Source organism: Leptothrix ochracea (genome assembly GCF_041083635.1).
Taxonomy (GTDB): domain Bacteria; phylum Pseudomonadota; class Gammaproteobacteria; order Burkholderiales; family Burkholderiaceae_C; genus Sphaerotilus; species Sphaerotilus ochraceus.
In genome coordinates this window covers 1-13,456 of record NZ_JBFPHB010000005.1, presented here as the reverse complement: position 1 = coordinate 13,456, position 13,456 = coordinate 1, and the positions used below count along the sequence as shown (strand labels likewise).

12 protein-coding genes, 1 pseudogene and 1 riboswitch are annotated in these 13,456 nt (G+C 61.1%); of the genes and pseudogenes, 4 read left to right on the top strand and 9 right to left on the bottom strand.

Features of this window, described 5'->3' with window-relative positions:
* The first annotated feature begins 75 nt into the window (after nt 1-75).
* Nucleotides 76-1,752 carry an MFS transporter gene (locus AB3X39_RS01610; RefSeq protein ID WP_369415610.1) on the top strand — a complete coding sequence of 559 codons (1,677 nt, stop codon included), beginning with the start codon at nt 76-78 and terminating at the stop codon, nt 1,750-1,752.
* 56 nt (nt 1,753-1,808) lie between these two features.
* Here the strand turns inward: AB3X39_RS01610 and AB3X39_RS01605 are convergent, their stop codons facing one another.
* The 9 genes from AB3X39_RS01605 to AB3X39_RS01565 form a co-directional block, all read right to left on the bottom strand.
* Nucleotides 1,809-2,459, bottom strand: coding sequence for a riboflavin synthase subunit alpha (locus AB3X39_RS01605; protein WP_369415609.1), 651 nt, complete (start codon nt 2,457-2,459; stop codon nt 1,809-1,811).
* Between the two features lie 26 nt (nt 2,460-2,485).
* A complete protein-coding gene (locus AB3X39_RS01600; protein ID WP_369415608.1) occupies nt 2,486-2,863 on the bottom strand; it encodes an ArsC/Spx/MgsR family protein in 378 nt (125 codons plus the stop codon).
* 51 nt (nt 2,864-2,914) lie between these two features.
* On the bottom strand, nt 2,915-3,736 hold the full coding sequence (gene queF, locus AB3X39_RS01595; RefSeq protein WP_369415607.1) for an NADPH-dependent 7-cyano-7-deazaguanine reductase QueF: 822 nt from the start codon (nt 3,734-3,736) through the stop codon (nt 2,915-2,917).
* 116 nt (nt 3,737-3,852) lie between these two features.
* Entirely contained in the window at nt 3,853-4,185 is a 333-nt protein-coding gene (locus AB3X39_RS01590) for a hypothetical protein (protein ID WP_369415606.1), read from the bottom strand.
* Between the two features lie 161 nt (nt 4,186-4,346).
* Entirely contained in the window at nt 4,347-5,642 is a 1,296-nt protein-coding gene (locus AB3X39_RS01585) for a TRAP transporter large permease (protein ID WP_369415605.1), read from the bottom strand.
* Complete coding sequence (locus tag AB3X39_RS01580) at nt 5,639-6,088, bottom strand: TRAP transporter small permease (RefSeq protein WP_369415604.1); 450 nt, start codon at nt 6,086-6,088, stop codon at nt 5,639-5,641. The genes AB3X39_RS01585 and AB3X39_RS01580 overlap by 4 nt, the downstream gene beginning before the upstream one ends.
* Entirely contained in the window at nt 6,085-7,077 is a 993-nt protein-coding gene (gene dctP / locus AB3X39_RS01575; protein WP_369415603.1) for a TRAP transporter substrate-binding protein DctP, read from the bottom strand. Before dctP ends, AB3X39_RS01580 begins: the two co-directional genes overlap by 4 nt.
* Nucleotides 7,078-7,183: 106 nt before the next feature.
* Nucleotides 7,184-7,351, bottom strand: coding sequence for a hypothetical protein (locus tag AB3X39_RS01570; RefSeq protein WP_369415602.1), 168 nt, complete (start codon nt 7,349-7,351; stop codon nt 7,184-7,186).
* 46 nt (nt 7,352-7,397) lie between these two features.
* Nucleotides 7,398-9,614 carry a TonB-dependent receptor plug domain-containing protein gene (locus AB3X39_RS01565; RefSeq protein ID WP_369415601.1) on the bottom strand — a complete coding sequence of 739 codons (2,217 nt, stop codon included), beginning with the start codon at nt 9,612-9,614 and terminating at the stop codon, nt 7,398-7,400.
* An 81-nt stretch (nt 9,615-9,695) separates the two neighbouring features.
* Here AB3X39_RS01565 and coaBC point away from each other — a divergent pair, with 81 nt between their 5' ends.
* The 3 genes and pseudogenes from coaBC to AB3X39_RS01550 all read left to right on the top strand — a co-directional run.
* Complete coding sequence (gene coaBC, locus AB3X39_RS01560) at nt 9,696-10,967, top strand: bifunctional phosphopantothenoylcysteine decarboxylase/phosphopantothenate--cysteine ligase CoaBC (protein ID WP_369415600.1); 1,272 nt, start codon at nt 9,696-9,698, stop codon at nt 10,965-10,967.
* 6 nt (nt 10,968-10,973) lie between these two features.
* Nucleotides 10,974-11,235: riboswitch (cobalamin riboswitch) on the top strand.
* A gap of 78 nt (nt 11,236-11,313) precedes the next feature.
* Entirely contained in the window at nt 11,314-13,167 is a 1,854-nt protein-coding gene (locus tag AB3X39_RS01555) for a TonB-dependent receptor domain-containing protein (RefSeq protein WP_369415599.1), read from the top strand.
* A gap of 27 nt (nt 13,168-13,194) precedes the next feature.
* A pseudogene (locus AB3X39_RS01550) lies at nt 13,195-13,456 on the top strand (ABC transporter substrate-binding protein); the annotation flags it as partial.

Genomic DNA, 13,456 nt, shown 5'->3' with positions numbered 1-13,456 from the left:
GAGGCATCTATGTCAAACATATCAGCCGGTTCTGAAGATCCGGGGGATCAGGAGAAATCCTATTCGTATCAACCGATGACAGCTGGAGAGCGGAAGGTTATTTTCGCCTCTTCACTTGGAACGGTGTTCGAATGGTATGACTTCTACCTTTATGGTTCGCTGGCGGGGATTATCGCCAAACAGTTTTTCTCGGGCCTTGATCCCACATCGGGCTTCATTTTCGCCCTCTTGGCTTTTGCGGCGGGTTTTATCGTCCGTCCTTTCGGCGCACTGATTTTCGGTCGCTTTGGCGACATGGTGGGTCGTAAATACACCTTCCTGATCACGATTCTGATCATGGGCTCCTCCACCTTCATCGTGGGGATTCTGCCTAGCTACGCCTCGATTGGTATGGCTGCACCGATCCTGCTGATCGTCTTGCGTATGGCCCAAGGTCTGGCGCTGGGCGGTGAGTACGGTGGTGCTGCGACGTATGTGGCCGAACACGCTCCGCAAAACAAGCGTGGCGCCTACACCTCTTGGATTCAAACCACGGCGACGCTGGGTTTGTTCCTGTCGCTGGTGGTGATTCTGGGTGTGCGGACCTACCTTGGTGAAGCTGTGTTTGCTGACTGGGGCTGGCGCGTGCCGTTCTTGGTCTCGATCCTGCTGCTGGGGGTGTCGGTGTGGATTCGTCTGAGCATGAACGAATCGCCCGCTTTCCAGAAGATGAAGGACGAAGGCACGATTTCTCAAGCACCGTTGTCTGAATCGTTTGGCGAATGGAAGAACCTGAAGGTGGTGCTGCTGGGCCTGTTCGGTCTGGTGGCTGGTCAGGCCGTCATTTGGTACACGGGCCAGTTCTACGCGTTGTTCTTCCTGACCAGCGTGCTGAAGGTCGATAGCACCACCGCCAACATGATGGTGGCTGTGGCACTGATGATTGGCACACCGTTCTTTGTCATCTTCGGGACCTTGTCCGACCGTGTTGGCCGTAAGCCGATCATTCTGTTGGGCTTGGCGCTGGCTGCGCTGACGTACTTCTCGCTGTTCCGTGAGCTGACAGAGGCGGCCAATCCTGATCTGTCCAAAGCGCAAGCCTCGGTGCGCTTGGTCGTCAAGGCGGATCCGGTGACCTGCTCTTTCCAAGGCAGCCCGATCGCTCGCGAAATCGACTTCACATCGTCATGTGATATCGCCAAGCGTGCTTTGGCTCAGTCGGCCGCTAGCTATGTCAACGAGACACTGCCCTCGGGTAGTTCGTCGGTGGTGAAGATCGGTGACAAGGAACTCTTTGCGCCGAATGCCATGCTCAACGCTGATGGCAACAAGTTCGATGCTTCGAGTGCCCAAGCGATTGCTGACTTCAAGGCTGATCTGAAGGCTGCGTTGGTGGAGGCGGGTTACCCGACCAAGGCGGATCCAGAAAAGATCAACCACGTCAAGATCGTCATCATCCTGACCATCTTGGTGATCTACGTGACCATGGTCTACGGCCCGATCGCAGCAACGCTGGTTGAGTTGTTCCCGACCCGGATTCGTTACAGCTCGATGAGCTTGGCTTACCACATCGGCAACGGTTGGTTCGGTGGTCTGATGCCCACCATCGCGTTTGCGATGGTGGCCCAGAACGGCGACATCTACTTCGGCCTGTGGTATCCGATCGCCATCATTGCGATGACCTTTTTGATCGGCCTGTTCTTCATCCGTGAAACCAAGGATGTGGACATTTACGCCAAGTACCTGTACTGGCACCCGAACAAGATCAAGTGAGTCATCTTCGGTTCTAGCCCGATCAACCCCGGCCTTCTGGCCGGGGTTTTGCTTTTTCAGGCCAGCAATTTTTGCAGGGCCGGCAGCCAAGGGGCGAGATGCTCGGCCACGCTGTCGCGCACCGTATCGACGATCACTTGCGTGCTGCGCTCAATCTCGATGTTGAGCGTATCCCCGGCCTGCTTGTGGCCAAAGGTGGTCATGCGCAGGGTTTCGGGGATCAGCCAAACCTCGAACCAACCGGCTTGGCGATCAGCTTCGGCAATGGTGAGACTGGCGCCGTTGATGGCGATGTAGCCCTTGGCAAAGACATAGCGCATCCACGGTGCGGGCACGTGGATGCGCAGCACATGGTTGTTTTCGGGTTGACGGATGCTGGCCAAGGTCGCGGTGAAGTCCACATGACCCGACAAAGGATGTCCGCCGATTTCAGCCCCATCGCGGGCGGCCCGTTCGACGTTGATCGGGTCGCCCACGTTGAAGCGGCCCAAGGTGGTCAGCGCCAGGGTTTGCTGCATGACATCAAACTGGGCTTGTCCGGTGCTGAGTGCGGTGACAGTCAGGCAAACGCCATCGCAAGCGACGCTGGCGCCGATCTCCAAGCCTTGATCAAAGCCATCGGGAAACTTCAGTGTGAAGGTGCGCAAACCGGGACGATCGGTGATAGCGCGGATGTGGGCCATGCCCTGAACGATGCCTGTGAACATGAGAAAGCCCCCGAGGGGCGGTGGTTTTATGTTGAAGACGGCCGAGCCAGATCGCTCAGGCGTTGCTGCCAGCTTGAGGCATCGAAGCCCACACTGATGTGACCATCGGGCCATTCGACCACCGGCCGCTTGATGAGGATGGGTTGCTCCAGCATCAGCAAACGGGCACTGGCGGGACCCTCGACGGCGCTGCGTACAGCGTCGGCCAAACCGCGCCATGTGGTGCTGCGTCGATTCAAAAGCACTTCCCAGCCGACATGGATGAGCCAGCGGTCAAGACAGGTTTCCAGATGGGAGAGTTGGCGGTAGTCGTGAAAGATGTAGGGGCGATCAACCGCTTCGAGGGCCGCACGGGCCTTTCTCACGGTGTCGCAATTCGGAATCCCGTAGACGATGGTGGGCATCAAAGGTCTCGCTTCCAGCTTGGGGCGTCGTGGTGGTGGATGGGGCCGTGGTTATTGTCGTGCGGTCCGTGCATGTGAGGGCAGGGCGGCCGGGTGGCTACAGCGGTAGGGATTGATGTCCAAGCCACCTCGCCGGGTGTAGCGGGCGTAGACCGCAAGCCGTGTCGGGCGACAACGGGTCCAGATGTCCATGAAGATGCGCTCGACGCACTGTTCGTGGAATTCATCGTGACCCCGGTAGCTGACCAGATAGCGCAGTAAGCCCGCCTGATCGATCGTGGCCCCGGTGTAGGTGATCTGAATGCTGCCCCAATCGGGTTGGTGGGTGATGAGGCAATTGCTCTTGAGCAAGTGAGAGACAAAGGTTTCAGTGACTGGCGGTTGAGTGTGATCCGCGCTCAACCATTCCGGCGCCGGGGTGTAGTGCGTGCATTCCAGATCCAGACGGTCCAGATCAAGGCCTTGCAGGGGGGCGATGATCTGGGTATGAAAGTGATCGGGTAGCGTGAGTCGCACGCCCACGCGTAAGCCGCAAGCGGCGCTGAGATCCGTGACCAAGTGTTGCTGAACGATGTCATGCGAATCAAAACGGCTCATGTTGAAGCTGTTCAGATAGAGCTTCAACGATTTGCTCTCGATGATCGACACCGAGTCGCTGGGAACCACGAAGTGCGCCAGGGCCACCTGTGGTTTGCCCTTCGGATTCAACCAAGAAAGCTCGTAAGCCGTCCAAAGATCAGCACCCACAAAGGGGGGCTGGCCTTGGATGCCGATTTCGGCGCGTTTGTCAGCCCGTGGCAGCGGAAACAGCAGGCTTGGATCGTACGTATCGCTGTAGGTGACAGCCTGGCCGAGGGGGGAGTCAGTGATCATGGCAAGCACTAGGCCTAAAAATGGCAACGCCCGCGATGGTAGCGGGCGTTGTTGGCTTTGGGCCGAGAGGATGTCGCGGGACTTGCCCGCCGGGCATGGTGTCATGGGGTGCCTATTTACATGTGAACGGCGTGGCGACCACCCGCATGGCGTGAAACTTTGGCACGGTAGATCGCCCGGGTTGTTCTCACGGTGGTGACAGCAGGATGGTTAACCTCGAAGGAGGTCTTATGCAGCAAACCTGTTATCGCACTGACAGCGGCGCCCAAGGCCCAGAAAAATAAAAAGCCAAGGCTGTAAATATGCATCCGATCTTCCCCGATCGGTGCGCCGTAGACGGACAGATCCAAGGGGTCTACAAGGCCAAAGAAAACCAACTCTGCTGCTGCGGCGACCATAAAAGCGGGCCAAAGGACCGATGCGATACGCTGAGTAAGATTCGAACTCATCACAGACTCCCAAACAGGTTGATTGACAGTTACGGACAAGAATGTTTAAGCCCGCGTAATCAATGTACGTCAAATGAGGTTCTTTTTGTCAGGATGGCCGCTGGATCTTTATTAAACTTAAGGATTATTCAAGAATCCGTGACAGCTTTGGCATGTCGTGGTTAACGGGCTGGGGTCATCCAATGGGGAAGCCACAGAACCAAGTCGGGCCACAGCGTCATGGCCAGCAACACGACCAGCAAGGCCAGTAAAAAGGGCCAACCTTCTTTGAGCATGGCCTTGATGGGGATGCCTGTGAGGGCATGGGTGACGAACAGCAGCATGCCGAAAGGCGGGGTGACCAGGCCGATCATCATGTTGACGATCACCACCACGCCAAAGTGGACGGGATCTATCCCCAGCTCGCGCACGCTGGGCAAAAGCATCGGCACGAACACCAGCAACATCACCGTGGTGTCGAGAAAGCAGCCTAAGACCAAGAACAGGCCGTTGACCAGCAGCAAAAAGCCGGTTGGGCCCAGATGTTGCTCTTGCACATAGCCTGCGACCAAGCTGGGGACGCCTTCGGCAGTGAAAGCGTAGTTCAGCATGAAGGCCCCGGCGATCACCACCGTGATGACGGCGCTGGCGCGGGCTGACTCAAGGAAGACTTGATACAAGTCCCGCCAGCTCAAGGCTCGGTAGACCACGGTGGACAAGATCAAGGCGTGCAGGGCCGCAACGGCAGCCGCTTCGGTGGGTGTAAACGCGCCGGTGTAAAGCCCCGTGAGCAAAACGATGGGCAGGGACAGCGGCAGCGCGGCGCGGCCGATCAGCCGAGGCCAGTGCGCCAAGGGCACCGGATCTTCTTTGGGCATGTTGCGCTTGGTGGCGATCCACTGCACCGTGATCATCAGGGCCCCAGCCATCAGCAGACCTGGCACCACGCCGCCCATGAACAAGGCCCCCACCGAGGTGCCCGAAACCAAGGCGTAGATCACCATCGGGATGGATGGCGGGATGATCGGCCCGATGGTGGCGCTGGCCACGACCACCGCACCGGCAAATCCCGGTGAGTATTCGGGCTTTTTAAGCATCTGGCGCAGGGTGACCAGACCCGGCCCGGCTGCGTCAGCCAAGGCGCTGCCGCTCATGCCTGAAAAGATCACGCTGACCAAGATGTCCACCTGCGCCAGCCCGCCACGCAGGCGGCCGACCAAGAGGCGGCAGAAGTCGAAGATCCGCTCGCTGATCGTGCCGGCGTTCATCAAGTTGGCCGCCAGAATGAACAGCGGCACAGCCAGCAACACGGAGCTGTTTACCAAGCCGCCCAAGGTTTGCTCAGCCACCAAGCCGAGCTCTTGATGCGTGACGATCAGATAAGCCACGCCGCTGGCGAGCATCGACAAGCCGACCGGGGCGCGTAGCAACAAGCCGACCGTCATCACCGTCAACAGGGTCCACATACCGGTGCTCATCGAAGGGCGCTCCCGATCTCGTTCCAAAGGGCACGCAAGCTTTTGAAGGCCACGGCACAGAGCAAAAAGAGGAACGGGGCGTCCACCCACATCCACGGTAGATCCATCACGGGCGTGTTCTCACGGGCCATGAAGTGGATGTAATCCCAGCTGCCCGGGATCGCCCAACCCATCAAGCCGCCGACCAGCAGGTGAGCAGCGATGCGCAGCCCGCGTTGCACGCCCGGGGAGCACAGGTTGTAGAGCAGATCGAAGCGCACATGTTCTTCTTCTTTCAAGACGAAACTTGCGCCCCAAAGCACGATCCAGAGGTACAGCACCATCACCAACTCGTCGGTCCACGGCAGAGGCCGATCAAGGATAAAGCGCGCACCGATCTGGATGATGAAGACCGTGAACAGGGCGACAAAGAGCCCCACAGCAACCCCATGGGCGATGGACTTCATTGGGCGGCCTGAATGCGATCGAGCAGCCCAGCTGACCAGCTACGGGCGTAATCCGAGTGGCTGTAGGTGGCTTGAACTTTTTGACGGAAGGCGGCGACATCGGGGGTGGTCACGGTCAGGCCTTGCTTTTTGAACGCTTCGAGCAACTGCGCTTCTTCTTGCAGGCGATGGTCGTTGTTGAAGCGTGCTGCTGCTTGAGCGGCGTCCCGAACTTTGGTTTGTTGCGTGGGGCTCAGGCCTTGCCACGTTTTGTCGGCCAAGGTGATGAACAGGCTATCCACCAGATGCTGGGTCAGAACGATCTGGGCCAAGACTTCGTTGAATTTGGTGGCCCGAAGGGTGGGCAGTGGGTTGTCTTCGGCATCGATCGTGCCCGTCTTGAGCCCCATGTAAACCTCGCCCAAGCTCAGCGGCATGGCCGAAGCCCCTAGAGCATTGCCCAGAAAGAGCCATTCTTTGCTGGACGGCATGCGCAGCTTCACCCCTTGAAGGTCGGCGGGCGTTTGCACCTTGCGGGTACTGCGTAAACCGAGCTGACGCGTGCCCAAGTACAAGGGGGCCAGCACATGCAAGCCCATGCGCTCGCTGGCTTGACGGTAGAGGCTCTCGCCGATGGGGCCGTTGAGCACCGCTTGCTGATGCTTGGGGTCGCGGATGACGTAACCCGCCGTCAGGATCGAAAAATCGGGCACTTGGCGTGCCAAGTCGAAAGCTGAGACTGAGGCCATCTCCAGATTGCCTCGCGCCATGGCAGTGGGTTCCGCCCCTTGGCGAAACAGCGTGCCGTTCAGATGGATCTGCACGTCGAATTCGCCCGGAGCCTGCTTGTCGAGCGACTCTTTGAAGACCGTCCACATCTTGGCGTGCCAATCGTCCGACACCGCTGGGGTCGAGACGCGCAGCAGCACCCGCGATCCGGCATGGGCCGGACCCATCAAGTTCAGCCCGAGAAAAAGGAGCAGGCTCAAAGGCAGAAAAAGGCGTCGCATGGGGCACGGTGAGGAAGAGCAGAGGCCGGCATTGTCGGCGAATCCCAAACCAGCCATGAAAAAACCCGGCCTGAGCCGGGTTTGGTCGCTGCTGGAGCAAGAGGGCTCAGTAACGGGCGCTGGGGGCCTTGTGGGCCACGCGCTTGACGTGAGATTTCTTGTGGGCATGTTTTTTCTTCGATGCTTTGACGTGATGTCCGGCCGTAGCAGCCGTGGCAGTGAACGAGCAAGTGGCAAAGCAGGCAGCGATCAGGAGGGCCAGCAGTTTCTTCATGGTGAGCACGTTTTTAGTATGGCAATGTGGAAAAGGTGAAACCCTATCACAGCCGCATCTCTAGCCGTAGGCTCCACGTGGTCCACGTGGAAGTCAGGGTATCTACGGACTCCATGATGTTGGCGACACTCAAGGTTCGGTTCAGGCTTTGGGCCTCGGGGCTGAGGTTGCCAGCCCCTAAACGCAGCGACACCTCTGGGCTGAAAGTCCACAGGCCATAAGCGTCGAAAACCCGTTTTCGACCGGATTCGATCCGCTGACCGTCCTCGCTGGTCACGGCAAAACCGGGCGTGAAGCCCAAATTGCCGCCGATCTGCAAGGGCCAGCCGTTGCGCAAGCGGTAATCAGCGCCAAAGTTGGTGATTTGCCGAGGCTGCTGATCAAGACGATTGTCGGGGCCAGCCACCCCAGACACTTGGGAGCGATAGCCACTGACGTTGGCGCGCAGATCAACTGCGGCTGCGCCTTCGATCATGTCGCTCAAGCGGCTCTTGGCTTCAAGTTCCAAACCGCTGACGGTGGCGTTACCGACATTTTCTGGCCGGGCCACGTAGCGCGGCACGCTCGACCACGGCACGCTCTGATAGCTGATCAGGGTGCGGATGCGATCTTGAATTTGTCGGTGGACCACATTGGCGCTGAGCAGGCCGCCGGCCTTGAGGTAATGCTCAAAGGCCACGTCGATGCCGCTGGCCAGTTCCGGTTTGAGATCGGGGTTGCCCATCTTGTCGGGGTTGGCCAAGTCATTGGGGCCATTGGCCGCAAAGCGGGTCGAAACCACTGGCGCGGCGATCAGGTTTTGCAAGGTGGGGCTGCGATAGCTGCGTGTCAGGCTGATCCGTACCTGATCTTTGGGGCTGTCTTCGGGCCGCCAGACCGCGTGCAGCAAGGGCGAGAGCACATGGCTGCGGTTTTCGCTGGCCACCACCTGACCAGCACCCGTGCCGTCGCTCAGGGTGTTGATGCCTTCCCAGCGCAGACCGGCTTGGAAGCTCCAGCGCGTGGTCGGACTCCATTCATCTTGGGCCCACAGCGCCGCGCGTTGCGTTTGTGCGCCGAGGTGATCTTGGCCCCACGCCGAAGTGAAGCGGTCTTCGGCGCGCTGACCCAACTCGGTTTCCCAGCCGGTGGCGAATTGATGCTCGCTATCGAGCATGCGGCTGTATTTACCGCCAGTGCTCCAGCCGTTGTCTTGGGTGACACTGTTATTCAAGGTGTCGAGGCCTTGAATCGACGTGGTGGCATCGTTGCGCATGTCGCCTCGGCTCACCCCACCGCGCACTTCGAGCTTGGCGCCGTCGCCCAGACGGGTTTGCCATTGGCCGTTCAGGCGCGCCAAGCTGTAGCGGCTCTCCGTGTGGCTTTGGGTGTCGCCCACCAGCGGCACACCGGCGCCCGCAGGCGGTTGGAGGGCCGTGTTGACTTGCGTGTTGCTGTCCCCGTGGGTCTGAGCGAAGACCAGAAAAGGCGTCAAAGTGACGTTGTTGCTGCCGGCCCCTTTCCATTGCAGCCGCCCGGTCATGTGCAAGCCATTGCGCACATCGCGCCCCGTGGTGAGTTCGGTGCGGTCCAGCACCGGCGTGCCGTTGGCATCGACCCCGTAAACGTGATTGCTCGACTGGTTGTCCCGGTCGCTGTGGAAGGTGCTGGCCGAGACGTTGTAGTTGAAACCGTGGGCGCTATCGGCGCGGGTCCACGACAAGCCGGGTTGGACGCGACCGTTTTCATAGCCTGCGCCCACGGTCACGGTGTTCAGGCGTTGCTTGACGTCTTCACGCAGCACGATGTTGATCGTGCCGGCGATGGCCCGAGCGCCGAATTCAGCCGAAGGCGCGCGCAGGATTTCGATGCGCTCGATCTGATCCGGGCTGAGGCTGTCCATCGAAAATCCCGGCGGCACCCGTTCGCCGTTGACCAGTATCTGGGTGTAGCCATTGCCCAAGCCGCGCATGCGGATCTCGCCGCCGCGCCCAGGTGAGCCACCGATCTGCACACCTGGCAAGCGTTTGAGGACTTCGGCCACCGAGCTGTCGCCGTATCGGCCAATCTCTTCCCGTCCGACCACGATCTTGGCGGCGGTCGATTGACGGCGCTCTTCGGTATCGCTCGCCCGGCTGGTGCCGGTGATCTCGACCCGCTCCAAGCTGGGTGCGGTCGTGGTTGCCGCAGCGGGTGGGGTGGGGGTTGTCTGTGCCAAGGCCCAGAAGGGGTCCATAGCGGCCAGTGTCCCGGCCAGTGTCAGGAAGGAAGGGCGGATCATCATGGCGCGCGATTGTCGGGGCTGCGTGTTTCGGCTCCATGAATAGGCCGGATGGATGGGAAGAGCGAATTAGACTTGCGACCCATGACTGAACGACTTGATCTTGCTGGCCGTCGGCTGGTGTTGGCCTTGAGCGGGGGTATCGCCTGCTACAAGAGTGCTGAGTTGCTGCGCCTGATGGTGAAAGCCGGGGCCGAGGTGCATGTGGTGATGACGGCGGGCGCGCAGCGCTTCATCACCGCCGAGACCATGCAGGCCTTGTCCGGCCACCCGGTGGCGACGGACATCTGGGACGCCCGCACGGCGGATTTGATGCCGCACATCCACCTCACGCGCGACGCTGACGCCATCCTGATCGCTCCTGCCAGCGCCGATGCCATCGCAGCGTTGGCCCAAGGGCGTGCCGATGATTTGCTCAGCTTGCTGTGCTTGGCTCGCCCTTGGGGCGTGGGCGCCCAGCCGGTGCCTTTGCTGATCGCCCCGGCCATGAACCGCGAGATGTGGGCGCACCCCGCCACGCAGCGCAACGTGGCCCAAGTGCAAAGCGATGGGGCGCAGGTGCTGGGGGTGGGCTCCGGCTTGCAAGCCTGCGGCGAAGTGGGCGAGGGCCGCATGCTGGAGCCCGAAGCGATCCTTGACGAGTTGATCGCTGCGCTTTCCCCCAAGCCTTTGCGTGGTCGGCGTGTGCTGATCACCGCTGGGCCAACGTTTGAAGCGATGGATCCGGTGCGCGGCATCACCAATTTGTCCAGCGGCAAGATGGGTTTTGCCTTGGCACGGGCGGCTTGGGAAGCCGGTGCCGAGGTTCGCTTGGTGGCGGGCCCCGTGCATGTGCCCACCCCGCAAGGCGTGGGGCGGGTCCATGTGCAGTCGGCGGAACAGATGCTGGCGGCGGTGATGCAAGAGGTGGCCCCACTGGGGCCGGGCGATGTTTTTATCGCCACCGCTGCGGTGGCCGATTGGCGGCCCGCGACGCTGGCGACGCAAAAAATCAAGAAAGAACGGCGTGGGGATGACACACCCTCCAACGTACCGAGCTTGGTGATGGTGGAGAACCCCGACATCTTGGCCAGCGTGGCGGCCTTGCCGGTGCCGCCCTATTGCGTGGGGTTTGCGGCCGAGAGCGAAAAGCTGCTTGAGCATGCCCGCGCCAAGCTGGTGCGCAAAAAAGTGCCGCTGATCGTGGCCAATCTGGGTCCCGCCACCTTTGGGCGCGACGACAACGCGGTGTTGTTGGTGGACGCTGAGCGTGCCCAACCCTTGCCGGCCGACGGCACCCCCACCGACAAACTCACCCTGGCACGAGCGTTGGTGGCTGAGGTGGCTCGGCGGCTGCCCGGAAGTCGCTCACAGTAGCCTCCCTATAATCGCGCCCCTGTTGGTGCTCGTGGTGCGGCGTTCTCGCCCCCACGGTTAAACGGGAAGCAGGAAGGCCACGGTCCCTCGGACCTTCAGCCCAACCTGCGCTGCCCCCGCAACGGTAAGCGGACGAAAGCGCGCTCCTTGTCATGTTGGCGGGCGCTTTCAGCTTGGGTGTGCAAGCCACTGGGACTCTTGGGAGTGCCGGGAAGGTCATCCAAGTGGGTCCGTCAGCCCGGATACCGGCCGACGATGGGGCGAGCGGTTCAACGCCGTATCGCTGTGAAGTGCGCGCTTGCGGGGACGCTGGTGCGCACGTTTGACTGCGCTGTTTTCTTCTATCATGATCTCCCGTTTTTTCCAGACTGCTGTGGCCGCCTCGGTCGCTGTGTTGATCGCCGATCAGGCCTTCGCCCAAACCGTTGCCGCGTCTGTGGCACCGGCTTTGACCCCCGTGGTCATCACCCCGACCCGCAGCCCCTTGCGCAGCGATCAGAGCGTGGCCGACGTGACGGTGCTTGACCGCGCCGACATCGAGCAAGCCACTGGTCGCACCTTGGCCGAGTTTTTGGCCCAACAAGCGGGTATCCAGATGCAGTCCCAAGGTGGGTTGGGGCAGTTGAGCGCGGTTTCTCTGCGTGGTTTGGCGTCGCGCCATACCTTGCTGTTGGTCGATGGCGTGCGCTATGGCTCGGCCACCGCCGGTCAGCCGGTGCTGGATAACTTGCCTTTGGGCGAGGTTGAGCGCATCGAAATCGTGCGCGGTCCCTTGGCGGGCCTGTACGGCAGTGACGCCGTGGGCGGTGTGATCCACGTCTTTACCCGTCGCGCCACGGAAGGCCAGCGGTTCAACGCCGCGTTGACCGCCGGTAGCAACGGTTACGCCCAAGCTCAGGGCGGTGTGAGCTTTGCCGATGCGCTCTGGAGTGGGTCGCTGCAACTTTCGCGTACCCAGACCGATGGTTTTTCGGCCACCAATGCGCAAGAACCCTTTGGCAATTTCAATCCCGACCGTGACGGCTTTCGCCAAAACGCGGGCAGCTTGAACCTCGGTCTCAAACTGCCCGCCGACTGGCAGACGAATCTGCACTTGCTGCATTCGGATGCCCGCTCGGCTTACGACGATGGTTTGGGTGTAGACAGCATGGCCGGGCTGCAAACCCAAGTGGCGGCGCTAGAAACGTCCGGGCGGGTGATGGCTGGCTGGCGCACTACTGTGCGGGTGGCGCGCAGCCGCGACGTCTACGACACGCTGGTCTCTGCCAGCCCTTGGAGCGACCTCGGCCCGATCAGCAGCGATCAAGAACAACTCAGCTGGGAAAACACCGTGACGACTCCGGTGGGCAGCTTGCTGGTGTTGGGCGAGCACTTGCGCCAAAACGTCAGCAAGCCCGTGCAGGCCTATGAGGTCAGCCAGCGCACCGTCAAAAGCGCTGCCTTGGGCTTGAACGGTGAAGCTGGCGCACACACGTGGCAGCTGAGCTGGCGGCGCGATGCCAATTCGCAGTACGGCCAACAAAGCAACGGCTCGCTGGGTTACGGCTACCAGTTCCATCCGGTCTGGCGGATCACCGCCGCAGCGGGCAGCAGTTTTGTCGCCCCGAGTTTCAACAGCTTGTACTGGCCGGGATTCAGTAATCCGCTGCTGGAGCCCGAGCAAGGCGAGCATCGTGAAGTCGGCCTGCGCTACAGCCGGGGCGTGCATCAGTGGCACGCCACGCTGTTCACCAACCGCATCCGGGGCTACATCACCCAAGGCGCACAGCCGGTCAATCTGCCCTACACCCACAGCAACGGCCTGAGCTGGTCGTATGACGCGCAGTTAGACGCCTTGAAGCTCTCGACCTCCTTCGATCACCTTGACGCGCGCAACGACACGGTGGGGGCCCAGCAAGACAAGCTCTTGCCGCGCGTGGCACCGAACAGCGCCAAGCTGGCCGCCAACTGGCGGCTGAATACCGCGTGGACAGCGGGCATGACGATGCAGGCCTACAGCGAGCGCTTTGATGACGCCGCCAACACGGTGCGTTTGGCGGGCTTTGGCACCGTGGACTTGCAAGCGCAGTGGGCGCTCAAGCCGGATTGGAGCGTGCAGACGCGCTTGAACAATCTGGCCGACAAACCGTACCAAACGGCGCTGGGCTACAACCAGCCCGGGCGGGAGGTGTATGTCTCGCTGCGTTACGCCCCGCGTTAAGGCGGTTAAGGCGCACTGAGAGCGGTGATGGGCCAGCTGCGAAACATCATGCGCGGGCTGCTGCTGGCCTTGGGGCTGGGCGGGGCCGTGGGCGGGACGGTGGACGTCGGGGCGGCTGCTTCCATCCCACCGTCCCCGCAGCGCATCGTGTCCTTGCTGCCCTCGCTGACCGAGGCGGTCTGTGCGCTTGGTGCTTGTGATCAGTTGGTGGCCACGGACCGCTATTCCAACGCGCCAGCCCAGGTGCTGGCGCTGCCCAAGGTGGGCGGCTTGGAAGACGCGCAGATCG